At 48.5% G+C, this 25,322-nt stretch carries 30 protein-coding genes; 29 read left to right on the top strand and 1 reads right to left on the bottom strand.

The window, feature by feature from the left end; genetic code table 11:
* Nucleotides 1-12 precede the first annotated feature (12 nt).
* From IC229_RS27635 to IC229_RS27550, 18 genes are all read left to right on the top strand, one after another.
* Nucleotides 13-804, top strand: a complete 792-nt coding sequence (locus IC229_RS27635) for a hypothetical protein (protein ID WP_190891017.1) — start codon at nucleotides 13-15, stop codon at nucleotides 802-804.
* Nucleotides 767-1,282 carry a YopX family protein gene (locus IC229_RS27630; protein ID WP_317171649.1) on the top strand — a complete coding sequence of 172 codons (516 nt, stop codon included), beginning with the start codon at nucleotides 767-769 and terminating at the stop codon, nucleotides 1,280-1,282. The genes IC229_RS27635 and IC229_RS27630 overlap by 38 nt, the downstream gene beginning before the upstream one ends.
* 25 nt (nucleotides 1,283-1,307) lie before the next feature.
* Entirely contained in the window at nucleotides 1,308-1,745 is a 438-nt protein-coding gene (locus IC229_RS27625; RefSeq protein ID WP_190891014.1) for a YopX family protein, read from the top strand.
* A gap of 7 nt (nucleotides 1,746-1,752) precedes the next feature.
* Entirely contained in the window at nucleotides 1,753-2,679 is a 927-nt protein-coding gene (locus tag IC229_RS27620; protein WP_190891012.1) for an antA/AntB antirepressor family protein, read from the top strand.
* 53 nt (nucleotides 2,680-2,732) lie between these two features.
* Nucleotides 2,733-3,590: a hypothetical protein gene (locus tag IC229_RS27615; protein ID WP_190891011.1), complete on the top strand. Its 858-nt coding sequence runs from the start codon at nucleotides 2,733-2,735 to the stop codon at nucleotides 3,588-3,590.
* Between the two features lie 12 nt (nucleotides 3,591-3,602).
* Entirely contained in the window at nucleotides 3,603-3,935 is a 333-nt protein-coding gene (locus IC229_RS27610) for a hypothetical protein (protein ID WP_190891009.1), read from the top strand.
* Nucleotides 3,936-3,939: 4 nt separating this feature from the next.
* Entirely contained in the window at nucleotides 3,940-4,683 is a 744-nt protein-coding gene (locus IC229_RS27605) for a hypothetical protein (protein ID WP_190891007.1), read from the top strand.
* Nucleotides 4,680-4,925, top strand: a complete 246-nt coding sequence (locus tag IC229_RS27600) for a hypothetical protein (protein WP_190891005.1) — start codon at nucleotides 4,680-4,682, stop codon at nucleotides 4,923-4,925. Before IC229_RS27605 ends, IC229_RS27600 begins: the two co-directional genes overlap by 4 nt.
* Nucleotides 4,922-5,407 (top strand): hypothetical protein, encoded by a 486-nt coding sequence (locus tag IC229_RS27595; protein WP_190891004.1) that lies wholly within the window; start codon nucleotides 4,922-4,924, stop codon nucleotides 5,405-5,407. The genes IC229_RS27600 and IC229_RS27595 overlap by 4 nt, the downstream gene beginning before the upstream one ends.
* 11 nt (nucleotides 5,408-5,418) lie before the next feature.
* On the top strand, nucleotides 5,419-6,108 hold the full coding sequence (locus IC229_RS27590) for a Lin1244/Lin1753 domain-containing protein (protein ID WP_190891002.1): 690 nt from the start codon (nucleotides 5,419-5,421) through the stop codon (nucleotides 6,106-6,108).
* 9 nt (nucleotides 6,109-6,117) lie between these two features.
* Nucleotides 6,118-7,992, top strand: coding sequence for a toprim domain-containing protein (locus IC229_RS27585; protein ID WP_190891001.1), 1,875 nt, complete (start codon nucleotides 6,118-6,120; stop codon nucleotides 7,990-7,992).
* Nucleotides 7,993-8,011: 19 nt separating this feature from the next.
* The gene (locus tag IC229_RS27580; protein WP_190890999.1) at nucleotides 8,012-8,530 is read left to right on the top strand and encodes a hypothetical protein; all 519 of its coding nucleotides are present in this window, start codon (nucleotides 8,012-8,014) and stop codon (nucleotides 8,528-8,530) included.
* Nucleotides 8,531-8,720: 190 nt separating this feature from the next.
* A complete protein-coding gene (locus IC229_RS27575; protein WP_190890998.1) occupies nucleotides 8,721-9,161 on the top strand; it encodes a hypothetical protein in 441 nt (146 codons plus the stop codon).
* A 39-nt stretch (nucleotides 9,162-9,200) separates the two neighbouring features.
* A complete protein-coding gene (locus IC229_RS27570; protein WP_190890996.1) occupies nucleotides 9,201-9,686 on the top strand; it encodes a hypothetical protein in 486 nt (161 codons plus the stop codon).
* A 425-nt stretch (nucleotides 9,687-10,111) separates the two neighbouring features.
* Nucleotides 10,112-10,354: a DUF1737 domain-containing protein gene (locus IC229_RS27565; protein WP_190890994.1), complete on the top strand. Its 243-nt coding sequence runs from the start codon at nucleotides 10,112-10,114 to the stop codon at nucleotides 10,352-10,354.
* Between the two features lie 38 nt (nucleotides 10,355-10,392).
* On the top strand, nucleotides 10,393-10,662 hold the full coding sequence (locus IC229_RS27560; protein WP_190890992.1) for a hypothetical protein: 270 nt from the start codon (nucleotides 10,393-10,395) through the stop codon (nucleotides 10,660-10,662).
* A gap of 166 nt (nucleotides 10,663-10,828) precedes the next feature.
* Nucleotides 10,829-12,226, top strand: coding sequence for a terminase large subunit domain-containing protein (locus IC229_RS27555; RefSeq protein ID WP_190890991.1), 1,398 nt, complete (start codon nucleotides 10,829-10,831; stop codon nucleotides 12,224-12,226).
* 1 nt (nucleotide 12,227) lies between these two features.
* On the top strand, nucleotides 12,228-12,767 hold the full coding sequence (locus IC229_RS27550) for a hypothetical protein (RefSeq protein WP_190890989.1): 540 nt from the start codon (nucleotides 12,228-12,230) through the stop codon (nucleotides 12,765-12,767).
* On the opposite strand, the gene IC229_RS27545 is transcribed toward IC229_RS27550, so the two are convergent.
* Entirely contained in the window at nucleotides 12,748-12,912 is a 165-nt protein-coding gene (locus tag IC229_RS27545) for a hypothetical protein (protein ID WP_190890988.1), read from the bottom strand. The two genes, IC229_RS27550 and IC229_RS27545, sit on opposite strands and share 20 nt — an antisense overlap.
* A 280-nt stretch (nucleotides 12,913-13,192) precedes the next feature.
* On the opposite strand from IC229_RS27545, the gene IC229_RS27540 reads away from it, so the two are divergent.
* The 11 genes from IC229_RS27540 to IC229_RS27490 all read left to right on the top strand — a co-directional run bounded on the left by IC229_RS27540 (nucleotide 13,193) and on the right by IC229_RS27490 (nucleotide 25,322).
* Nucleotides 13,193-13,903 carry a hypothetical protein gene (locus tag IC229_RS27540; protein WP_190890986.1) on the top strand — a complete coding sequence of 237 codons (711 nt, stop codon included), beginning with the start codon at nucleotides 13,193-13,195 and terminating at the stop codon, nucleotides 13,901-13,903.
* 116 nt (nucleotides 13,904-14,019) lie between these two features.
* Nucleotides 14,020-14,430: a hypothetical protein gene (locus tag IC229_RS27535; RefSeq protein WP_190890984.1), complete on the top strand. Its 411-nt coding sequence runs from the start codon at nucleotides 14,020-14,022 to the stop codon at nucleotides 14,428-14,430.
* The gene (locus IC229_RS27530; protein WP_190890982.1) at nucleotides 14,421-14,876 is read left to right on the top strand and encodes a hypothetical protein; all 456 of its coding nucleotides are present in this window, start codon (nucleotides 14,421-14,423) and stop codon (nucleotides 14,874-14,876) included. The genes IC229_RS27535 and IC229_RS27530 overlap by 10 nt, the downstream gene beginning before the upstream one ends.
* The gene (locus tag IC229_RS27525) at nucleotides 14,877-15,902 is read left to right on the top strand and encodes a hypothetical protein (RefSeq protein ID WP_190890981.1); all 1,026 of its coding nucleotides are present in this window, start codon (nucleotides 14,877-14,879) and stop codon (nucleotides 15,900-15,902) included. It abuts the gene before it with no gap.
* Nucleotides 15,895-16,884 carry a hypothetical protein gene (locus IC229_RS27520; RefSeq protein WP_190890979.1) on the top strand — a complete coding sequence of 330 codons (990 nt, stop codon included), beginning with the start codon at nucleotides 15,895-15,897 and terminating at the stop codon, nucleotides 16,882-16,884. The genes IC229_RS27525 and IC229_RS27520 overlap by 8 nt, the downstream gene beginning before the upstream one ends.
* Nucleotides 16,884-18,719 (top strand): hypothetical protein, encoded by a 1,836-nt coding sequence (locus IC229_RS27515; protein ID WP_190890977.1) that lies wholly within the window; start codon nucleotides 16,884-16,886, stop codon nucleotides 18,717-18,719. Before IC229_RS27520 ends, IC229_RS27515 begins: the two co-directional genes overlap by 1 nt.
* A 2-nt stretch (nucleotides 18,720-18,721) precedes the next feature.
* Nucleotides 18,722-20,203 carry a hypothetical protein gene (locus IC229_RS27510; protein WP_190890976.1) on the top strand — a complete coding sequence of 494 codons (1,482 nt, stop codon included), beginning with the start codon at nucleotides 18,722-18,724 and terminating at the stop codon, nucleotides 20,201-20,203.
* Nucleotides 20,204-20,210: 7 nt separating this feature from the next.
* Entirely contained in the window at nucleotides 20,211-23,288 is a 3,078-nt protein-coding gene (locus tag IC229_RS27505) for a hypothetical protein (RefSeq protein ID WP_190890974.1), read from the top strand.
* Entirely contained in the window at nucleotides 23,288-24,004 is a 717-nt protein-coding gene (locus IC229_RS27500) for a hypothetical protein (RefSeq protein WP_190890973.1), read from the top strand. The genes IC229_RS27505 and IC229_RS27500 overlap by 1 nt, the downstream gene beginning before the upstream one ends.
* An 80-nt stretch (nucleotides 24,005-24,084) precedes the next feature.
* Entirely contained in the window at nucleotides 24,085-24,822 is a 738-nt protein-coding gene (locus IC229_RS27495) for a hypothetical protein (RefSeq protein WP_190890971.1), read from the top strand.
* A gap of 2 nt (nucleotides 24,823-24,824) precedes the next feature.
* Nucleotides 24,825-25,322, top strand: coding sequence for a hypothetical protein (locus IC229_RS27490; protein WP_190890969.1), 498 nt, complete (start codon nucleotides 24,825-24,827; stop codon nucleotides 25,320-25,322).

Raw genomic sequence — 25,322 nt, 5'->3', positions numbered from 1 at the left:
TCACAATAAATTATGAGCAGTTTTCAAAAACAGCATGAGGTCCGTATGCCAAACCTAGACGGACTCAACGCAATTGCCAAAGACGACATTTTAAAAGCCAGCAAACGGGGTATTGACCTAGCTACACTAGAGATCCTTGCAAATCGATACCGGTTAACCCCCGAACTTAATTCTGAATTGGCTGACACCTTTAAAGTTCCAATGGGCAAGGTTCCTGGTGATAGACTCAATTGGTGGCGCGAAAAATCGGTAGTTGAGGCAACTGGGCTTTGGCCCGACGACTTCAGTTTATCGGTTGAGGATTTCTATCAATTGCAGATACCTCGAACTCTGAGCGGAGATAAGCGGCTGTCGATTCAATATGTTCGTCAACTTCGCCGATGCTGCTTGACCTGGGTATTAAATTTTTGTGATGATGTCGTAACGGATACACAGTCAATCCCCGGGCATTGGACGCAACGTCTTGATGATGTTCGGCAAGTATTCGAGTTTCTGGATATGCTAGTTGTGGCTTTAATTAAAGGCACCGACATACACTGGTTTATTAACTCGTTCTTCTCAAATCGCTACAATTCTGACAACCTGATGTGCATGAGGGATTTCCTTCAACATGGCTTCATGTTGACTATTGATCGCTTTCCTGAAGAGATTGATGACAATTCGCCACGGAAGGACTATCATAGTGTTAAGCAACACATCTGGTTTTATAACGGGTTATATGAGCTACTAACGGCTTACTACCACGGCGCGCAGGATAAGGAGTTAGATGACCTTGAATCCACTCCTGAGAATGCGGCCGCTTGAGTTTCGTGTCTGGCATAAGCCAACACAACGCATGTACCCTGTACATAGCATCTGTTTTGAAGACGAAACAATAACCCATCAGTTAGACGGCGATGCATCGATTGAGCAATGGGATGATGTATATGAGTCTCCTTTCAAATTTCACGAATGCGAATTGCTCCAGTTCACCGGAGTGCTTGACTGTGAGGGTAATAAAATCTTTGAGGGCGATATTCTTTACTACTCCTGCATACTGGATGACCCCGATGAAGACGAAGATCCGCTATATGAACACCATGCCGTTATTCAGTTCATGCACGGCGCTTTTGGCGAATTACAATTTTATCCTTTGGAGCCTATACAGACCCTAGCGGCCATGCAATCAGTCATCAGTGAGGGTTACGACTATAGGAGAATAATAGGTAATGTGTTTGAAAACTTCAACCTGCTACCCGATTATGTCAAAGAAAAGTTTCTATCGGAGGCCGTTGCAGTTTAGAGCGTGGCACATTCCATCGAAGACTATGCACTATAACATAGACTTCGATGTGGACTTCGTAACGTTTCGTTGGGATGACAAAAAGACAGATGCTGAGAACTATGCAATAGTCGACCATCCATTAAAGCGTAAGGACTGCATCTTAATGCAGTACACTGGTTGTCGTGATCCTTTTGGGCGTAAGGTGTGGGAGGGTGATATACTCCGTTTCGATATAGAAAAAGACCCCCCTCACTGGCCCTACGCTTATTCAAGGTTCTACAGAGTCATTTATTATCGAGGTGCTTTCTGTTCTATTCCTCTGGAGGCACTAACTGATTTTGATAAATACGACCCTTGCTATTTATACGAGGGCGTTGACGATCTGGTAACTGGCAATGCCCTTGAGCATCCTGAATTACTTCAACTGACCGGCGAACAGCCTTATCAATTTACGCTAACAGCTACAATTAGTAAACCTTAACAACCCCATGCAACAGTACATTCATGTTTACCCTGCTACGTCAGGCGATTTCATCATATCCGGTCGTAGCCTCTGCATCGCCTTTTCAGGCTATAAAGACCCTAAAGATCAGTTCTGTAACTGGATCAACAACCGAGTCAAAACTTTGGGTCTGGTTGAGAATACCGATTACATCAAAACCAAGATTCAGCACCCTGACACGGGACGAAAAGTGCTCGAATATGTGCTTACAATCGACGCGGCTATTCTGCTGGCAAAAGAAGACCGTTCACCCTGGGCCGAGGGCGAGTTGACCAGAATCAAAAACGGCGAAACAGACGAGCCTACTGAGTCACCTGTCCACGTTAATCAAGTTAACGATGATACTAACCCACCCACCCCGGCGGGTGACACACAACCAGTAGAGAGAGATGAAAACGATGAGCAACTAACCCCAGCGCAACGGTTGCTCAAGCAGGCTATTGCGGCCGTCGAAGCCGAGAAGAACCATAAGCCTAGCAATGTTGAGACTCGACTGGTGGAGTTAGAGGGCAAACTGGATGCCGTGCTCACCTTCTTTCAACTGGCTTCGCAAACCCTGTTTAGCAAAACGGGCACTGCCATTACAACGGTATCGGCTAAGGTGGCTTTTGAGATCGCCAACACCAAACCCGATGATGCAGCTCTGTTGGTGAGCGATAGCGACCGACCTGTTAACCCGGAATCGACGCGGGGCAAGGTGGTTGAGATTGTGAAGGCATACGGACAGAGCAAGAATATCGAATACCGGCGCGTATGGACGTGGCTCTATGGTCAGATGCTGGCAATCTATGACTTCAATGCAGCCCTGCACCGTACCAACACCAAAGAGCCGTATATCGAAGCGGTCGAGCGCGAGGGGCAGATTGACAACCTACACGCTATCGCGTCCAAGTACCTGCAAACAGCGTCCTAATTTCTCACCTGAACCTGCTGGGTGCTCCTGGCAGGTTCTTTACTAATCACCACATGGAAGATTTAATTGATGTTGATACTGCTGTTGAGCAGGAAGTTATTGAACAGGCTACTATTGAGCTTGTAACGCCCGAAATAGCTGAAACCTTTTTGGTTCATAATATTCACAATCGCCCGTTAACGCCTGGGCACGTTAATTTCCTTGCCGAGCAGATGCGTGCTGGTGTCTGGGAAATGACGTATGATCCGATTCGGTTTGGAGAATCAGGCCGGTTGATGGATGGTCAGCACCGTCTAACGGCAATCGTTAAATCAGGCATTGCGCAAAAGCTTTTGATTATTCGCAACCTGCCGGATAAGCTTTTCAGGGTACTCGATACGGGCAAAAACCGCTCAGCTGCTGACGTGCTTTCTATCGCTGGACATGCTAACAATCGCAACGTTGCGGGGCTGGTACGCATGATATTAAGCTACGAGCAGGGGCGCATGTACAGCGTATTGGAGAGTACGGGCCGCGCTCATCGTGGAGCCATCCCGCATGGTGAGATACTTGATTACGTCGAAAATCACGACGTGGTAAAGTACTACAATAAAGGTTCGGTATGGTATAGAGACTGCCAGTTTTGCCGCCCTACTGAGTGGGCGTTTTATTACTGGCTGTTTGGTAAGATCGATGAAGAGCAGGCACTCGCCTTTTTGCAGTCCATTGCGTCGGGTTTGAATCTTCAGGAGGAATCACCTGAGTACGTATTGCGCAAAAAGCTGGAGAAGTACAAAGTTCAGAATATCCGTTCAAGTCCGGTTGAGCGACTGGCTTTGGTCATTAAGGCATGGAACAAGCACCGTGCCGGCGAAACTGTTGGCTACCTGCTGTACAATCCGGATAAAGAAGGTTTCCCACGTCCTGAATAACCTAAAATAAAAATGTTTCTCGACTTAGAACAACTAACGGCTGACGTAAAGGCCGCACTGGAGGCTGGCAAATTGGCCGCTGATGCCATTGATGATGGCGGAGCCTGCAACATGGATGGTGTAGTGCTTTCTATACCCATGATACGTGAACGTAAGGTAGTCGAAGCGCTGGCTAAAGCAGGCGTAACGACTAATAAAGGTGATTGGGGTTGGTGCGGTAGGGGTTATATGATTAACCCGACTTCGGACGGTCAGGCTAACAAGCGCCATGTAGCGTCCGAAGCCATTGGCAACCACCTGCGCGATGCTGGCTATGATGCAACGAACTTCTATTTAATGGACTAACAAGATGGAGCCAACCAAAGTGAAGCCACTTTTCAATTTAACTACGTTTGCTTCTGTAGCTATTCAGGCTGACGAATACGCCTTTACACTTCAAAGTGAAGCCTACGGATACCCGAAACATCAACTCAACATTGATGACGAAAGCCGGGTACGACTTCACCGGATGTGCGTACAGGCTCGAAATTTATGGATGCATCTAGCCAAGCTACATCAAACCTGCTTTGATTTTGCGGCTGGTAATATTAAGCCTTATGCAGACTATTGGTATTCCTTCGCTGAGCCGGACGAAGAGCCTGAACCGCATAATCCATTTCAGGACATTACAGACTGCTTTGGCTTCGGCTCAGCGACTGACCTACCCAGTGATATAGGACAGTATAAAGAGTTGCTGGTTATGGTTGCTATTTATGGTGGTGTCGAGTCTGCGAAGTGGGAGAGGTATAAGGAGCAGATGGGAGATACTTATTTGGTGTCAGGCTATGAGCAGCTTGCTAATGGTGCATTGATTCTCTGGCCTGCCAGTAAAGAGATGAAGGAGCAACGCGAAATTGAGCGGCTTCAGGAGGCTATTGATGTTGAATTTTGCCTTGACAACTATAATAAGTTCTACGAGGTATCGCAGGCCATCATTGCCGCCCATAAGGTATGGAATGACCACGTAGGATGCGCGACTGAAATTTTAAAACTATTCGCTCCACGTGAGTCAACACTTACTGAGAGCGTCGATGACCTTCACCGCTCATTATGAAGCAGCCCAAACTCCCGGAGGTAGTGAAATACTTCCGGGAACAAAAAAGCACACCTGAGCTTGCAAGATCATTCTTTGAACGCTACCAGGCGAACGGATGGACGGTCACTAGAAAGCCATCGGCAGCGACCCACTGGCGACCTGAGCGCAAGCCAATGAAGGACTGGAAACGCACAGCACTTGGATTTATCGAACGTCAAAAACGGAATGAGCAAAACCGCCAATATCGACAACGTATATGACTAACCGTAAGTTAGATTATAACTCTTTTGAGTCGCTCAGGTTAGCCACTCCCGAGTCGAGAAAGCCTACATGGTTGATCGTGGATTACGAATGGGAGAAGGCTATTGCGCTGGCATGGACTTCACCCGGTTACTCAAAGCGGATGGAGGAACTAGGCTATCCTGAATATACTATTTTCCTCTTCGCGTGGGCTGACTCAATTCAAATCTATATCCTGCGCTATGTCTTAGGGCATCGAAAGACGCTGCATGCGGTAATCAAGGAGGTGCAGGCTTTTATCAAGCTGTATCAGACCCATAGCCGTGAAGTGATTGGTTTTGTTCTCTTTACCATCAGTCATGACTTGCTGGTACGGGAGTGGTACGAACTAATGGCCAGACTCAAGATTGTCATACAAAAGCTTGGTGACCGATTTGGCATTGACCCTTTCACGTACGAAGACGTAAAAACAAAGAGACTGCCAGTAGAGGACCGTATCTAATTACCTGACCCATGAAGTACTTCTTACACGATACCAACGCCTTTCAGGATGAGAAAATATCTGAGCTATATATGGCCTTTGGCTATGAAGGTTTAGGTCTTTTCTATACCACTCTGGAACGGTTGGCTGCTCAAGAGAAACCCATAAAAACAGTCGTGCTTAAGAAGCAGCTGGATGTAGGAAGGAGGCTCGAAAAGTGCTGGACTTTCATGGAAAGTATCGGACTACTTTGCACAAAGAATGGTGAAACTTTGAGTGTACGAATGTTGTCGTATGTGGAAACTTACGAGGAAAAACGAAAAAAAGACGCTGAAAGAAAATCACAACAACGTGATAAACAGGGAGTTCCCAAAAATGTCCGCAAGGAGTCACGCGGTAGTCACAACGCTAAAGGTAAAGTAAATAAAGATAAAGTAAATAAAGATAATACTAACGATGCTGACGCATCTAGTGTGCCTGATTTGTTTGAGCAGTTTTACGACACCTACGACAAGAAGGTTGACCGTAAAAAGTGTCAGGCAAAATGGGGTAAGTTGAAGCCCGAAGATCACAAGGCAATACTTGAGCACGTACCGCTCTACATCAAAGAGCATCCGGACGTCAATTATCGCAAAAACCCCCTGTCTTATTTGAACGGTGCTGTTTGGCTCGATCCAATCAAACCCTCATCGCGACCTACCGAAAAGGAGATGGTCTATTAAAAATTCACTATGGCAACTTATGAAGAGTTAGGAATTGAGATTCGCGGCAATAGTAAACAGCAAAAGGTCAAGTGCCCGACATGTTCACATACCCGCAAAAACAAAACCGACAAATCGCTGTCAGTTAATCTGGATAAAGGTACCTATCACTGTTTTAATTGCGGATGGAAGGGCGTAGTAGATGGCAAGACGGCTGAGGAAAAAAAACAGGAGGGTAGGGAGTACTACCGGCAACAGCGTGAATACGCCAAGCCCAACGTTACCCATGTACCCCTTGCCGACCGTACCGTTAAGTTTTTTGAAGATCGCAAAATTACCCGCGAAACGCTCCAGTACTTCAAAGTTACCGAGTCGCAAGAGTGGATGCCTGAGAAGGACGGCCATAAAGCTGGCAAACGAACCTGCATCAACTTCAACTATTACCGAGGTGATGATCTGGTTAACATCAAGTATCGGGACCCACTCAAGTGCTTCAAGATGACCAAAGATGCTGAGTTGATTCTATACAACCTCAACTCACTCAAAGGTCGAACCGAGATGCTGATTTGTGAAGGCGAAATTGACGCGATGGCTTTTTATCAGTCAGGCTACTATGGGGCAACCAGTGTGCCTAACGGCGCCAGCAAGGGCAGCGCAAAACTTGAATATCTGGATAACTGCGCGGGTGAGTTTGACGTCATGTTTAAGATTATCATTGCAACAGACGGAGACGAGCCAGGCCGTGCGCTACGTGATGAGTTAGTACGTCGACTCGGCAGCCATCGGTGTTGGCTGGTTGAGTATCCTGAAGGTTGCAAAGATGCTAACGAGGTACTAATTAAACATGGCAATGATGCCGTGCGTAAGCTATGGAGTACGGCCACCGCTCCGCCTATTGAAGACGTACTAACGTTTGAAGATCTCGAGCCGGACATGGACGATGTTTATCAAAATGGATGGCCAAAGATCGAGCCGATTGGCTATGAGGGTTTTGATGCGTTGCTCAACTTTGGACCTGGACAGGTAACCACCGTTACGGGTATTCCTCAGCATGGAAAAGATGAGTTTATACGGCAAATTATGATTCGTAAAGCCGTGCGCTATGGTGAGAAGTCATTTATCTTCAATCCAGAAGAGGAGGCATGGGTGCAGGCAACCAAGGCCGTGCAGCAGCTTGTTGGTAAAACCTTTTACCGCCACGACCGCCACAACTCCGTGAACCCGGCGCAGTATGATTACGCTAAAAAATACCTTAACGCTCATTTGTTTTTTGTCGACCATATCAACGCTGACCTAACCATTGATGGGCTCTTAGTCAAGTGCGCAGAGATGGTCCTACGAAAAGGGGTCAAGTATATTTCACTTGGACCCTATAACTGCATTGAAGATAAGCGCGAACAATGGCAGACCGAGGGGGAGTACGTCAGTCAGATTTATCAGAAGCTTACACGCTTTGCGCTCAAGTATAAGGTGCATATATTTTTTGTCGCTCACACAACCAAGATGCTCAAGGAGGGCAAAAAGTTCGTAGTACCCAACCTTTACAATATATCAGGGTCGGCCAACTTTTTCAATAAAACTCATAACGGTATAACCTGCTATCGTAACTATGAAGAGAACACTACTGACATATGGGTCCAAAAGGTGAAGTACTTCTTCTACGGCAAACTTGGCATGCAGTCGTTTCATTTCGACGTTGGCGTTGGTCGATTTACTGAGCTTGGAACGCCTTTCACCTCTGACCTGGACTATCTGATTTACGGCCAGCCTGGTCGAATGACCTCCACTTTATTTCCAGATGAAGAGCCTAGACAACCCGATCCACCCACCGAGCAACAGCAACCGCCGACCGATGAGGCCAGCACCGATACTTACGACGGCTACGACCCCGAACTAGGATTTTAACAATCAAACCCCAAACACAATGGATAGCACACAGATTAAAGACCAATTCATTACGATGGTTAGCCATCTCATCACACCGATTGAGATTGTTGAGTCGACGCCTAAAGACTTAGCTCAAACATTCTCTGTCATTGGCATGGTATCGACGCTTATTCAGGATAATCGGATTAGTGAACTCGATGAAGTACTTAAGCAGCACTTTGGCGAGTACTATGTTGATCGACAGATAAAAGGCCCTGAGTTGAATTATCAGCAGATGGTTAATCTTTTGGGGCAAGTCATTGGTGCAATCAATGCGCCAAAGAACGTTAACTCAGAAGACCCACATACAACGTTTCTACGCATCACATTGGACGCCTTTCATAATATAATACTAGATGAAAGCCCTATTGAAGTGGCTATAGGATTCAGCAAACAGTTTCCCAACTACTACGCCGACGCTGTGATGCATGAGCGAAAAGCGGCTAGTGGCATCAATCCTTACGCGGGGAGCGACAACCCATCTGCAACGGATACGGGCGACATACCTTTCATTTAACCCCCCTGTAAGCAACCTTGCTTACAGGGGGGGGGTATTACACAAGACGTAGTATAGCACGAGTTGTTGCATAGAAAAGCCTATACATTGGCCGGTACCTAAAAAATACTTTCCAGTGTATAGGCTTATTTCATAATACCGTTTTTGACGGCATTTATTTATATTGATCGCCCATTTAAACAGCAGCAACATGAGCAACCTAGTAGAGGGCACCGACATTGAAGTAGGCAAATGGTACCCGGCCAGCACACCTCCACCCGACATCAAAAACGGGGAGCTTGAGGAAAAATATGACCTGATATTAGCCATCAAAGATTACAACATTGTGAGCGGCTGGTACGCTCATGATGAGGGTGTGTATTACTGGAACTGTGAACGCTACGATAGTTTTGATGACGAGCCAATAGAAGGTTGGACCCGGGAGCAGGAAATCAATAACAACCTCGACCTAGTTTATGAAATAGCCCGAGGGGTAGCCGCATGGATAATCATTCCAAGTCCTGACAATGAGTGGCCTAGTCACGACGGTTCTAATTATTGGGAGCCTGAACCTGAAATACCCAGGCAGCGAGGCAGGCCTGATAACGATGAAGGACAAACCCCGATGCTCCCTACCGACGCACAAGCATAATTTGCGTAACTTAGGGTATAGAATAAGCACTTTACTCAGATGGCTAATAATCAAAACTTAAAACCAAAAGAAACCGATTACGATGCGACTGTTCACGATGAGGAAGCGTATCGATATTCTTTGCTCGGACATTCATTAAAAGACCTCGCCAATGACTTTGGCATAGGTTTGACAACAGTAAAAACGTGGTTTAAAGAAAATCCCTCGTTTCGGGCCTCAGTCTATCGCGGGCGCGCGTATGCTGATGCGAAGGTGGCAGAGGGACTATACAAACGCGCTACTGGCTTCACGATCAAAGAAAAAAAGTTCTTCGTCGTATCGACTGGTGATTATAAGCAGGAGGTGAAAGAGGTTGAAACCGACCTCTACTATCCACCCGACCCAGGCGCAGCAATGAACTGGCTGAAGAACCGGCAACCCGATGCGTGGCGTGATAAGATCGATGTGGGCCTACCTCCTGTTATTCGGGTAACGATGAACATGGAAGACGATGAGCCTAAGAAGAGCAATGATGACGATGATTGAGGTTGTCAGTTAGCAACCTTTTAAGTGATGCAGGTTTGTATCAAAAGTGCTCATACTGATTGAAATAGGCATTTTGGGTGATGCGGATTTGCATCGCATACCCTAAGAGTATGTAAGCAATATTGATTACAGGGTGTAGCGATGGTTACACCCTTTTTTGTGCGTACACTGTACACACGCTGTACGGACAAACGACCTACAAAAGACATACGCTAAGCGTATATGCTGGAATATATATTTCTCATTATTGGCCTTGATCGGAAATATAATTCTCAAAAATAGTTGCATTTTGTAAACTGAGTTTAACTATGTAAATTCGGCTCACTGCTTTGCAGATTGATCCTGTCGGGGAGCCCAATACGCGAACGCTGGCTAGCAACGGCGTTCGCTTTTTTATTTGAATTTTGTCCTAACTTTATAGACAAATGTCTGGAAAGAAGAAATATCAAATCTTAATGTCAACTGAACCTGAGCACTTAGTGCAAGAGGTCAACCTGGCGATTGATAACGGGTATGCCTGCTTAGGTGCTCCATTCATTAATCCAAATAACTATCGCATCTATCAGGCAATGGAACTACTTGAGCCTGAGTTTATTACTACAGCCGGTTATGATATAGCTGGCATTGACAAGCAGATGAGAAAAGCTATAGAAGCCGCCGACGTGTAGTTATGCCTGACCCTCACCCTTATATCAGCAAAAGACTCGTGAAGGACGTTTTAAAGGATGGTAAATTGATTCCGGCCAATGTGGCCCGTGAATACGTTGAGGTTAGCAGACTAGCCAATGACGCTAAGAATCTGAACTACGTTACGTCTCTCGTTAATATGGCTATTGAAAAAGGCGAGATGAAGGTGTGCATCTATGAAAAGCCGACTACGAATACCATTAAAGCACTCGAACGCGCAGGCTACAACGTTTCGGAGTCAAGCTTTAAGAATGAGTATCAATGTACGATAAGATGGGATTTACTATAGCCGTGACAGTCTTGTTTCTCCAAATCATATACCTCGCAGCGGGTGTTGTCTTTGGACTTATCTGCGGGCAATACATTCACCCGCAAAACGAATTGACTGAACGTTGGAAGCCACTAATTATGATATTGTGCTGGCCGTATTTGCTCTATAAGATTCGCCCTAGACAATGAGCAACCGCACCCGCCAACGACCCGTCATTCATATCCATTGGGACAGACCTTTTGTGTACCCCTACCAAAAGGCATTCATGGATAATAAGGAGCGGTTCACGGTGGTAGAGGGTGCAACGAAGATTGGCAAGACAACGCCGATGATCTTCTGGCTACTGGAGCAGGCATTGAAGGGTAAGCCGGGGCAAACTTTTTGGTGGGTGGCTCCAATACGTGCCCAGGCTAAAATGGCCTTCGACCGTATGCGCAATAAGATCGATGTGCGCAACTTCTTCAAAGTCAACGAGAGTAACCTGACGCTTACCCTTCCCGGTGGCTCGATTATTCATTTCAAGTCTGCCGACAATCCCGATAGTCTGTATGGTGAAGATGTGTACGCTGTCGTATTTGATGAAGCCTCACGCGCTCAGGAAGCGTCCTGGTTTGCTATACGGTCAACGCTCACCTCAACCGGTGGTAAGTGCAAGTTTATCGCCAACGTTGTTGGGCGTGGATGGTATTATAAGCTGGCACTTAAAGCCAGGTCCGGCGAAGATCCCGAGTATCGACATTTTAAAGTGACTGGCTGGGATGCAGTAATGACCGGGCCTTTGAGCGTGGACGAAGTTAAGGCAGCCAAAGCCAAGATACTTGGTCACGATGATGACAACCGGGCACGGATGGAGGAGGTGTATAATAAGCTCCTTGCTCATGCCTATTCTAATTTTAAGCCACTCAAGAAAAAAGCACGGCTACCACTCAAAGAGGTAGTTCAGGCAAAGTCAGAGTTACCGCCACATGTATTTAGGCAACTCTACGAGGCTGAGACTTCTGATGATGGCGGCAACCCATTTGGCGTTCAAAACCTCGACCGAGCTAAACGCAAGGGACTAGGCGAAGGTCCTGCTACGTCGTATGGCATTGACCTGGCTTCACGGGTTGACTTCACCGTTGAGGTTGGATTAAATGAAGAAAAGGAAGTTTGCCATTTCAAAAGGTATCAAATGGACTGGGAACAAACCACCAATACCATTAGCAACCTGCCCGACATACCGACTGCCGTAGATGGTACGGGCGTTGGCGCCGTGATTGTTGAGAGGATGCAAAAGGGCAGACGCTACACCGAGAGTTTTATATTTTCCCAGCAGAGCAAGCAGCGACTTATTGAAGCACTGGCAACAGCATTTCAAAATAATGAGTTGACGTTTCCTGAAGGTGGGGCGCTCGAAGACGAGCTATATAGTTTCGAGTATAGCTACTCACGTAGTGGCGGCCTCAGGTATTCAGCACCCGAAGGATTGAATGATGACTGCGTGATGGCATTAGCATTGGCCTACGATCAGCATCGCCACCAGCCGCCGACCGGTGGAGCACGGGCACGGAGAGTGCCAACCGCACAAGGACGAACGTATTAGCATGAGCAACATCATTAGACTTTACGACCACAAGGCGCAGATACTACCTAGTATATCGCCGTTACTGCTTACCCGTGATATATGCAGGGTTGTTGATGAAATGATTAAGCTTGCCAACAAAAAGAAGCTTGTTGATCATAGTGACTTTGCTGAGGTCGTGGGTGTGCTGGCTGACTATGAGTACGAAAGCGAAGAGGCGGATGATTGTGGAGGGTATTGTGATATTATCGGCAAACGAATAGTGGTAACTAACAGCGATTCAAATGATTATCACAAGGTTGCCCTCTGCCATGAACTAGGTCATTCAATTCAAGTAATAACTGGGCACTATGATAAAAGGAGCATGTTGTTGTCTGATTTAGTCAGCGAGGAGCAACAGGCCGATACGATAGGCTATTACTTGCTTAGAGGCTTATACCCTGCGACGAAACCAAACACTGAAGATTTTCAAGGTTATTTCAGTGTTGCGGGTATGGAGTTTTTAAATAACTGGTATGATGGTTTTGTGCAAAACGACCTATTCAAAAATATCGACTCATGACCTGCCCTGACATACCAATCAAGCTACCGCCAATGGAGTGCCCACCGTACATATTCACGACTCGGCCATGCAGCCGCCGCGAAATGCGTGAGATGCTGGCACCTAAGAAGTTACGTCCGGTGATCGATACTCGGGCAATGGTCATACGATGTTTGCAAAACATGAAGTTGCATAGTGGTCACATTAGATACGAATGGACAGAATGAAAAACTACACATTGATACTGACAATACTAGTGCTGCTTGCCATCTGTGTTGGCTTACCCTGCTGGCTGGTACTAGTTGGACTAAAGGCATTGAACATGCTTCATGCGTGGCTGTACTTTCTTATTGTGGGCTTTGTCGTCGGACCGCTCGGCCTTTGCCTACTCCAAAAGACCGCACCTATATTCAGGTGGATTGATAAACACTATTGGAAGTTCTAACATGCAACGATTCAAGTCCGGCGATTTCGAGTTTGATATACCTACGTCATGGGCAGAGGTAACACTTGCTCAGTTCATGGCCATTGCTCAGAGCGATAGCGATACATCGCCCTATGCCATCATTGCCGCATTGTGTGGAATGGATGAGGACGATTTCAAGAGCCAAACCCTTCCATTCAATGCCAGTCTGTTCATAGTCGAGCGGCTTGATTTTTTGAAAAAAGAGCCAGCCCTAAAGCCCGAACTACCCAAAACCGTTACCATCGATGGTGTGACACATAAGCTACCCCATGACCTCGGCGCGGTGGCTACCGTTGGGCAGATGTGGGATATTGATTTAGTGATACGTGCCCGCGAAAAGGCAAAGCAACCGGTCGACTCGGCTAATCTGGCTGACCAACTACTACCCGTTTTCTTGTGGCCTGTTCTTCGCACTGACCCCTACGTAAGCCGACACCATGCCGCCGAACTGTTGCCCATCATTTCAGCTATGCCATGCCTGGAAGCATTGGCCGTGTCCGCTTTTTTTTTGCGCAATTTTATAAATCCTACCAATACTGGAAGGATCAGCGTGGTCCTGTTGCCGTTGACCCGCTGGAAGAAATGGCACGAGCGCAGACGCCGGGCGTGGAAGCATTTGACATGCATTTTACCAGCCTTCATCTCGCGGATATTTTCAGGATCAACTACCCCGAATCAACCCGTTCGTTGATATTCGATCGGGCAATGAACGCCCTCGTGGCTGAACACAAAAAAAACACATATCTAAAACGCTTACACAAGCTACAAAACCCCTCCTCAAAATAGCCTCACTGTAACTTGCTTCCTATGCTGAATAAGTTGGAAGCAATTGCGGCTCAACTTGGTATGGCCTTTGGGTACGGTACCAATAAAGACCTGGATGATGTGGCGCAAAGCCTTCAATCCGGGTTTTTGTTGTTTCACGAAGGCTACTTTACGGCCGACCTCAACTTTGATGGTCAGGGCGCTCTTGAGTATCGCCATCAGTTAGCACTGGATATCTGCACACCCTCCAAAGTTCACGACACGCCCGAGCAAAAGAAAGCCCATTTTGACGCCCTGGACATTGAAATGCGCCGGGTTCTTAATCGCTTAACCAAGCAGGGTGAGGTGTCCGGTGCCCGTGCTCGAATGGGGCTAAACCTAACCAGTCGCAACTTCGACGCCATCCAATTAACGCTCACCCTTAAGCCCAACGCTGTATCGATATGCTACTGACAACGGATGAAGCATTGCAGGCATTGGGTAGCAAGCTCATTGCCGATGTACAAAAGTCACAGCGTGACCGTGGGTTAGTGTCGTCGGGTCAATCGGCCGAATCGCTACAGGTTAAAGTTGAATCAACTGGCAGTAAAAAGCGGCTCGTAATGCTCGGGCTTTCCCGCTTTCGTTTCCAACAGGTTGGCCGTGGTCCAAACCGATCGGGCAAACCCGCAGCGGCTCAGGTCGAAGGCTTGAAAAAGTGGCTACAGGAGAAAGGGCTTAACATTCCCGTCTATGCCATTGCTGTCAAGCAAGCCCGTGAAGGCACACCCGTGCCCAATCCGTTCAACCGTGGCGGTGTACTCAGTGAACCGCTAGCCGCCGACCGGGTGCGTGGTCTGGCTAAAGTCGATCTACAACCAGTCTTATTTAAATCCGCTAAATCAATCCTGTTCAACTAGATGGCACTACCAACATTTAAAGCATTCAACCTGACTGCACTTCGCCCCAATGGTGATGGGCTGTCCGGTGCGCAGATACGCATATTGAATGCCACCAGTGTTGACGTGACCAATGTGCTTTTCAATTCAATGGGCATCGACGTTGCCCCATTTACTGACACGTTCGGCAAAGTCAATAAAGTATTTCTAAGCACGTTTGGTCTGCCATCCGGTCAGGTGTATACCATTCAGGTGCTAGCCCGTGGCTATGAGCCGTGGTCAGTCACCACCGACACTACGTTTATTGGGGCTGGTGCGTATACTGCCAACCTGACGCGCAGCACGGTTACCGTCGGCGCCTACTCGGTCACCAATCCCGGTGCCGGGTTCATGTCGGCCATGACGCCACTGGTATGCATGGCTGAATCGCCCGGTGATTATGAATGGGAGTACATCAGAGCGACGGTCGGCAAGTCCAACGGCGATATCTCAGCGATTGAGTCGCCAGTCCATAAGACCGACCTAACGACACGTATCGACATACGCAACCGGTTAAACCTCGGCGTCAGGCCGCTACTGGTTGATACGGGACTGACTCGGGACGATACCGATTTTTCAGATAAAGTCGAGGTATCGTTTACCTCCCTGTCCGAAGAGGGAGAGGCTGAAATACCGCTCGGGTTTATTGTCTCGGTGGCTCAGACCTTACCGCCCGATGGGGAGACTGATTTAAATAAATACGCTGCCCCTGCCTTGCGTGAATGGATCGTACCCGCGCAGCCAGTTATTGCCTTTCGTGGCTACTACCGTGACGTATCGATATGGCTGGCAGAAGATCCAGACGAATCCTTTCAACTGGTTACCACCTACTATAACGCAGCTGGTGGCGAAGTCAGCACGACCACCGATGATGTGAATCAGAGCGATTACGTGCAACGGATTCGAGTCAATACCGACCCGGCCGCTACGGTCGAGTATGCGGTACTGCAAATTTTTGACGGCGAACAGGCTGCAACCAAACCATTAACTATCGAATACCGTGGTTAAGCCGCTATCCTACATATTGAACAAGGCCATTGAGATCAAGAACGAACTTGTTCTCAAGGCAAATACAGCCACGCGGGTTGGTACGTGGATGGAGAACCTTGCTGAGTCAACGGCTTTAGAGTTCGACCCTGAAAAAGAGGGAGGCTATAAAGTCAATCAGTGGGTTATCATCGACGGTGTGCTGCATAAGTGCCTCATAGCGGCTGCAACCGGTCAGTCACCAGCAACTCATCCGGCGAAGTGGAGCACCAAACTGGTGACCGATAAAACGCAGGTGACCGTTGGCAACAACCTGCCCGTGTCTGCCTCGGCTGTTGCTCAGCTACTCGCAGAGGGTAGCGGTGGTAGCGGTGCGTTGCCTCCTTATGCCACTGAAAACATTGCCGGTATCGCACGTAAGGCGAGCAAGGCGCAGCTTAATGCTGGTGTGGCTAATGATGTTTGGGTTAGTCCAGAGGATTTGGACGATAAGATTGAAGCGCTAAATGCTGGCTTGAATCCTGACCTTCAGGTAGCTACCGACAATGGCAACGTAACAACCCGTGAGATTCAGGCTGCCGAGTTTCATGCACCCTCGTTTCCATCGGCTACCAGTGCAACACAGGTGCTTGTGCCCATCAATATGCCGGGCGGTATCAAGAAGATCGGCGTATTGAATGCCTCGCAACTGCTATCGAGTCTGGGCACTGGCGGCACGTATACGGTGGTGTTCGAGGGCTGTATTGACCTGCCTATGCCTCCCAAAAGTGTCGAAGATTTTACCATTACCAACGACAAGTTCAACGTGCCCCTGCTGCACAATCTCGACCTGCCCGGTGATAAGATCCGCGCCACGATGACCGATAAAAAGGGTAATCCATTGCTGGGCCTTTTCGATCTGACCTACCCCGACAATAGCCACTTTGTACTATCGCCCATTGGTCAGATACCTACCGATTTTTCTGAAACGCTGCGCCTTGAACAATATAATCTGACTACGTAATGCAGACATATCACGCACTCATATTTTCACTCAAGGATAAGGACGGCAATCCTATGCTTCGCCCTGACGGCAAGAAAGCGGCATGGGCTGGACCACCAACGTATCAAAGGACGAACGGTGTCAATCCACCGGATGCGCTGGTAGTGAGCTGGCCTGATTACCTTGGCGACCTGGCTTTGGTGAATCCAAACTGTGATGGAGGGGGAGAGGTTCCAACGGTTAAACCGGTATGGAGCACACTCACCCCACCGCCATTGATTCCCGGCAAAGATTATATCTGGACGGTCCCCTTCACCTCGGCAACAGCCGCCGACGGGCACAGCATCGCTGATTATGATGCGCTGATTAAACCGGCGTTTCTATCAGCCGGCAAGAATTCGCAGGGGGAAATTGTACTCAGTGGATCGGTACCGGCGAACCTAAACGTCAACCAGACGTATAACTATGAGTTCAAAACGACGCAGGATAATGGAGCCTTTGCGACGTATACGAATTTCTTTCCAATTCAAAGTACACTACTTGAGGGGCTTGTCCAGTTTCAGGATGCGCAGGATCAGGCGATTGTTCGCATTAGTCCGAACATGGAAATTGCACCAATCGTATCGCTAAAAAAACCAGGCGGTACGTTTTCTACCCCGGCTCCAGCGACGAAGGGCAGTAGCGCCGAGACGGTCCTCAATAAGCAATGGTGGTTCTATTCAATCTTCACTGGACTTACTACCAATGGTATTCACATTGTCAAGATTGAAGGATTAAGCCAGATCCTGTACGGCTCGTTTCTGGTCAGCAATGGCAACGTGGAAGCGATTTTGAATCTAACAGCCACCGAGCCGACCACTGAGGTGTATGTTCTGGTTGGCGACGCTACCATTCAGAAAGGGCAGACCAAAACCTATGAGCTAAAAAATCTGGTAGGCGAAACCGCAGAGAGCGTTGGCAATGAAACCTATGAATTGCTCGGCGCAGCCATTACCGGTGTGAGTCTTACCAGTGGCGCGAATGCCTCATTGACACTGGCCAATAATGCCAACGTGACGAATGGGCAAACCCTAACGATTATTTCAAAAGTAGGTGGCGTTGAGAAAGGGCGTCTGGTTGTTACCGTGTCGGTTCCTGTTGTTCAGGTTGCCGAAATAACGGGCATTGACTGGCGCTGGATACGTACCAAAGCGGGTGACCCCTGGGCAGAAAACCAGTTTTATATCTATTTCCAGACCAGCAACGGCGGTCAGATCGAATTTGATCTGGATGGTGGCCCCTTCTTTGGTGCTGGCATCGTAACGCATTACGACCCTGAAGATCTGACCCCATTGACCAATGACTCAAAAGGGTATCAATACGTTTTTACGACAAACGGATTCCAGAACCTTCAATTAAACGTTAAGGCTCGTATTGCTGGTCGGGGTATAGCAAGTCAGGTCGAAGTAAACTTTAGAATTCCACCCACACCCTCCTTATCAACGGAGCGTGTTCAGATTTACCCGACCGGCAGTAGCAACCCGACCGAACCACCACCACCAGGCACAGCCGTTGGCGTACCCGCTCAGACGCATATTCTCAAGTCCAACCCGGATATTTTCAACCCGGTGGTCTACTGGGAAAACGGAGCATGGCACGTAAGAGATAGCGCTACGCCCGAGGTACCACCCGGTTACACCAAATACTACTTTTTCAGTGGGGCTACGGGTTACGGCTCAATGCCGTTCAACTCATTCAATCCGGGCGATGAGCTTCAGATTTACTTCTCTATCTCCCAGACGCCAAGCCCGTACACGTCCATTTTCAACCGCAAGTCAGAGGCATTTATCATTTTCGGGCAAGCACCCAGCAACTAACCATGACACTGATTCAACGACCTTCCTGGCTCAACCGCGATGATAACTGGCTAAACCGGGCCGCCCGGTTTGCGCCAAAGTTCGATCTGATCGACAACAAACTCATTTTCGCCATTGGCAAAACCGCCGATGTGGACCCAACTACTGTTCACGGCAGGTACGGCGTCAAGGCAATCAAAGATGGTTCGATGCTCGACTATTCCAAACGGCTCGAATGGACGGAAACCAAGTTCTTTGATTACCTCAATAAACCGAATGGCCCCGGCTACCCAGGCAGCCTTATCACCGAAGCCGAGATGCAGGACGGTATTAACCGGCTGGCGAAAACGCCCTACATGGCCGCTGAGCTGGAAGAGGGCAACTACCGGATACCGTACGATTCCATTCATCAGAAGTGGTTCTATCAATACCTGAAAGCCTACTTCGATTCCATCGGTCAGCCGATGAATCACTTTGGTACGTACGGCTCCTTTGCCAACTTCAATGGCGATCCGTGGGAGAACTACACTGGTGGCAATAAAATACCACCCAACGATCAATTTTTCAAGCAAACGCTCCAGTCACAGGCGGGAGCCAGGGCGGGTGTTGGGTACTTTAATTCGGGTGGTCTGGAGTCGCTGGGTGTGGGGGCCATCATTAAAAACTACACTGATTCACCCGACTATGCACACCAGTACTACCGCAAAGCGTATGCCGCTGACCGGATGGCGCTGGGCATGGGCGGTATGGTCGGTGGTATCGGCAATAAGAACCTGATCTATCTGGATTGGGCGAAAATCGAAGCCGTGGCCGGCAATACCGGTATTGGCGGCAATGAAGGCTGGCTGCACAACGGGCTTTACTATAAACGTCAGGTGGGTAACCTGGGTATAGTGAGCTCTGAAGGGCACCCACAGGTCGAGTATGACTGGTTACTTGGCTGCATCTTCATGATCGGCTTTACTCGTACACGTGGCTACCTGCCATTTGATGACACGATCAAATACGGCGCCGATCCGATGAAGGTCAAGCCTCACGATGCCGCAGCGAACGGACCCGTTAGTTGGGAACCGATCAATGGCAACCCGGCTCCATTTGCTGAGGATGGCTATCCGGTCGAACCGGTACGCTGGCATGATGCCGGAGCTGAGGCTGCCTACTACTACAATCAATGCGACCGTACGGCTGGTCGACCGTGGCAGTATTGTGAGTATAAGTTTCAGGGTATGGATGCCTGGATTACACCTGCATCCGATGGAACTACGATTCTGGAACACGCAGCTGCGTTCGATGGCCCCTATGCGGTTAACCAGGGCGCTCGTCGTGGACGCCCGGACGTTCGATTCAGAATCAATAATGCCAACACTGCAATCGACTGGGCGGCTTTCGATCCCTCACGCAGTAAGATCAGCCGTGAAACCATTATCGTTCGGCCTGTTCCCAACCGGACGTATCAAATCACTATGCAGGGCTCAAAGCTCTATGTCAACAATGAAACCGTTTAATACCTCTATGAAGTCAGTACTGACCTATATTTTAATTCTGTTCTCGACGCTTCCCGCATTGGCGCAGTTCTCCATTGGCGGGGTAAAGGAGCCGACCAACGATGCATCGATCAATCTGGGTTTCGATTCGAAAGGTCTGCCTGTCATTCGTGCGAAGGGGGGCGCTATCAAGCCGTTATTGATTAACCCGAAGGCGAACTCATTGCCCGTTTTTAGCTCCATTTCAGGCTTGCAGTCACTCTCGCTAACGGACGCCACGGCACCAAATACCATTACGGTATTCACCCCGAACATGGCGGGGGTATTCAACTACGTACCGGGTGACAACGCCACGCTGAATGATGGAGTGCTTAACCTGCGGACCGCCCCTATTGCCGGACACCCTAACGGGCTACTCTTTCATCGTCAGTACGATGGGCTGGTGAACGTCAAGTGGTTTAATGTGTATGGTGACGGAATCCATGACGATAATGTAGGGATGCAGAACGCTATAAACTTCAGTACAGCGCGCAACCTCGGACTATATTGGCCTGAAGGTACCTACAATACGTCGCTCGGCTTAACGGCTAACTTAAGTAGTGCCAGTGGTCCTTTGGTCTATGGTGGTAGTCGTCCCTCTTTCGTTGGTTCAGGCTCCGCCTCTTCACTGATACGCTACACAGGGACTACCCCTACAACGGTGCTAAAAGTGATAGGCACAGGTGATGACGGGGTACGAGTAGAAGGGTTAGGGATATTGGCCGCCGACCCTAATTTAAAAGTAGCTACAGGATTAGCTATAGAACACGCGGCTAATTATAATATTACTAAGGTTCGTGTTACTACGATGCGTTTAGGGTTGGATATTACCGACGCTGGCGAAGGTATTATAGATAAGTCTGTATTTAATTACAATAAGGTAGGCGCTTTCGGTATTAACGGCGCTCATGGTGTAGCGCCAAACGGGAACGTTTTCCTGTCCTGCGCTTTCAACTCGAACGAGATCGTTGGGTTAGCGATAGTGAACGGCTCTAATAACAAGGTTGTAGGCTGTCAGGTTTTAGGGAATGGTACAGGAACGGCCGACACTATTACGATCAGAAATATTCTCTTACAAAAACGCTCTATTTTCTTTCAGTACTTAGGCTTCAATGGCGGTAACGCGGGCTCTATAACGGACAATTATATTGAGGGCAACCGGGGGCCAGCTTGTTTAGAATTAAAGTTTGCAAACGGTGGTATAGCTTCTATAACAGGCAATACGATCAACCGGCTGGGTACGCAGTTTACGACTAACGATATCCTTTTATCTGCAACCGGTGATTTACAGGCTAACGACACTAGAAAGATTCTTGTTAAGTTAAATAACTCGTATTCTGGTTATAATAACTATACGCCTAACGCGGCTAATAAGCGTCTCGCTTTTTCGTTCGGCGTAGCCAATTACAACGGCTTTATAATAGAAGACTCTGACGACTACACACAGAGCGTTACCCTGCCTGATGGAGTTACTAAAACTAACTCACTTGTCGAACGTCCTAACTATCCAATAGCGGGCGTTAAGTTTCAATACGTATCAACTGATTTATATAACGTAAGTCAGGCATATCAGGCGACTGTAGATAATACTCAGGACACAAAGACCAATAGCTTAAGCACGGCAGTATCGACTAACACTATAGCCATAGCGGGAAAGGTAGGTAACGATATTTACGCGGCTAATCTATCCTTTCAGGCGGCTGTTGACGATGCGCAGAATACAAAAGCCAACAGCCTGAGTACGTCGGTGGCGAGTCTGACCAGTAACAAACTGGATAAGGTAGGCGGCACGGCCAACAGCCTGACTGTGACTAATTTGAGTGCGTATGGTTTTCTGCAGGGTGGGGTTTCGGGTGTTATCGAAGGCAGCGTAACGGCGAACAGCAGCTCGTCATTGAATGGTACGTTCATTGGCGCACTGGCTAACGCGACAGGCACCCTGAACGGCACGGCCAATGTAGCCAGTTCCGTTACTAATAACGCAGTCACCAACGCCGGACTTGCTCAGATGGCAACCAATACCATTAAAGCCAACCTGACCGGAGGTACGGCTAATGCATCAGATGTGACGCTGGCTAGTTTGAAAACAGCGCTTGGTCTGACGGGCACGAATTCAGGCGATCAGGATTTATCCGGACTACTGGTCAAGAGTAACAACCTGTCCGACCTGCCCAGTGCGTCAACGGCCCGGACGAATCTGGGATTGGGTACGATGGCTACGCAGAACCAGACTGCCGTAGCCATCGTGGGCGGTGTGGTATCGGGTGTATTAGGCACTAACGTTTCACTTGGCAACAGTAGCCTCAACACCACCACCATCACCAGCTCCAGTTTTACGGGTGGTGTTATCTCCAACGTGACAGGGAGCAATGTAACGCTCACCAGTGCGAATTTGTCCGGCACGCTTTCGGGTTCGCTTGTCAATCCATACGTATCGGGCAATATAACAGGCACGGGCAACCTGACGCTTGGAAGCGGCGCTACGGGTGCCTCGACAAATCCAACCAATATCAATCTCGGCTCAACTACATCATCGGTACCAGGGGCTAATTTTAAATTTGACTTATACAACGATGGCATTCCTGCGAATCGTTATGGCCTAGGTATGTCGAGCGCACAGATGGATATCGGCGCTCCGAATGGCGCAAAGATTGCCTTCCTGTTTAGTGGCACCCGAACGGGTTACGCTGATGCGTCTGGTTTAGTGGCTACTCATTTTAGTGGATCATCGACTACACCAGCGCTAACCCTCAACACGGGTGCCGGAACCTCACCTACTGCTGCAACAATAGTAGGTAACGACGTAGCAGGCTCGATCTCTTTTACGTCAGGCTCATCAGGTGTCACCACGGGCGTCATCTGCCGGGTTACGTTCGCTGCCTCCTATGGGACAAATCCACCCATTGTAACACTAACCGCAACCTCTGACGGCGCTGTACTCAATAATCAGACCTGGAAGTTAGGCACGGTCACGGCAACCTATTTTGAGATTATAAACCCAGCCACCAGCACATTCCCGGCGTCAACGACCTGGGCAGGTAACTATCACGTAATCGGACGACAATAATGAAAACGTTTCTTTTCTTACTCGTATCCATCGCCTGTTTTGGTCAGGGTTTACCGGTTCAGGATTTAGCCACGCTCAGAGCGCAGAACGGTGGCGTAGGTACGTTTCGCAGTGTTACATCAACCGGACAAATCTTTACCTGGAAAGATTCAGTGATGACCCACAACGGAGTTAACGTCGTGGTGCCGGTGGGCATGACAAAAGGCGGCTGGCTGCAAACCGGAGCTAGCCTATCGGGCTCGATCATGCCGGTTTCTACCTCGCTGACAGGTGGTACTACCGGAGAAACGAACCTGTTTGTTACGACGATTCCAGGCAATGTGCTCCAGACGAATAAGAGCGTTCAGTTCAGTTTCGACTTTCGACTCACCTCGACACTGGTAGTGAGCAGCAACCTGACCCTGAAGGTCTACTACGGAACGCAGAGCGTAACCATTCAGAACTCCGGTGTTGTGGCGGCTTCGCTGACCAATCGGGCCATGACGCTCATCGGGCGACTATACGCCTACGGGTCAACGAATAGCCAGAAAATGAGAGTCACGCTCACGCAGGACGGTCAGTTGTTGGGCTCTTCCAACCGAAACTACGTCGAAATAGGTGACTTCACGGTGGACTCGACAACCGATCAAACGCTGAGAGTCACTGGCCAGATTACTACGGGAGTGGGAACGATGACCCTTTATTCAGTCGGGGGCAATAAAACCAATTCCAACTAAGGATGAGTAGTGATTGGCTTTGTTAGTAGGCTGGAAGGACGTAAATTTATTACGTTCATGTATTGCGACTTTTAACCCCTATGACTGACCGTGACTACTCCGACCTGCTTACGTACGCCCGACTCTGCTTACCTAAGACGGCATTTTCAGAGCCGGGTGATTTGGTAAGTCAGGCGTATTTAGAAGTACGCAGTAATGACAAGGGTGAACTGAAGCAGCGTATCAAATACATAGCGGTTAGCGAGAAGGGGTACACGTCGGGTTTCGTCTCGTTTGAGAAGAAAAATTTTAAGGATAATTCAATAAAAGAGACAACCCGGGTTTGCAAGGTATGTCAACTAGAGAAGTCAATAGATTCATTTGCTGAGGATCAGAACGCAAGCAGACCCACAGCGCACAGGAGACTAACCTGTAAAGGCTGTGTAGGTAAAGCAAACCGGAAGACACTCAAACGTGACAATGAGAAGTATGAAGCATTCAAGGCCAAAGACAGGGATAGGCTCAGGAAGCTTCAGGAAGCCAAGACTGGCCAAAAGTCGAAAGTCTGGGAGGCTGTACTACTCCGGATTAAGGATAAAATTGACGCTGACGACTGGCGGCAGTTGTTAGAAAAATTGGCCGAGGGTGAGCTTGCTCCAGAGTGGATGAAATCCGAAATAAAGGCGACACCGCCGAGGCAATGGCTTGGTAAAGAGATTGACTATTTGTACGAAGCACACCAAACGGCAACGCTTCAACAGATGGCTGCTCACTTGAAACGAACAAAGCAGGATGTGGCCGAGATGATGGCCAACTTTGGATTTAAAACAGGTACCTAATCATGTCAGCAGTAAGCACAGTGACGGCCGGCAGTTCAAATTCTTTTGATTTTCCGTTTGACTTAACGTTTCGACCGGAGCTAATTGATTACGTCGTACCCGCACAAGCCGGTTGCCGTACCGAAGGCGTCTACCTGACCTGGCTAACGCTGGCAGGTGGTTGGATGTACTGGCTATTCGAGGGTGCTGTGATTCGTGGACAGAGCACGGGTGCAATGGGTCAAATCAAACGTATTGGTTTAACCCAGTCAACCAGAAAGGAAACCGGTCAATACATGGTCCTGCACACAGCCAACCTCAGAGAGCACGAAGCCGACGCGCTCGGCACGATACGTGAAAGTATATCGGCATATTGGCTCATTCACACAGAGGATGATAAAGTCAAGCAAATACCTGTCAACGTGCCAACCGGTGACGCTCAGCTATGGGACTCGCAGCGCTACGTAAACAACTTTTCAGTAACCATCGAATTGCCAAGCCGTAGAAGTCAGCTTTTATAA

The sequence above is a fragment of the Spirosoma profusum genome, from assembly GCF_014699005.1.
Taxonomy (GTDB): Bacteria; Bacteroidota; Bacteroidia; order Cytophagales; family Spirosomataceae; genus Spirosoma; species Spirosoma profusum.
Note: the sequence above shows the minus strand (reverse complement) of the source record. Positions and strands in the feature narration are given on the sequence as shown.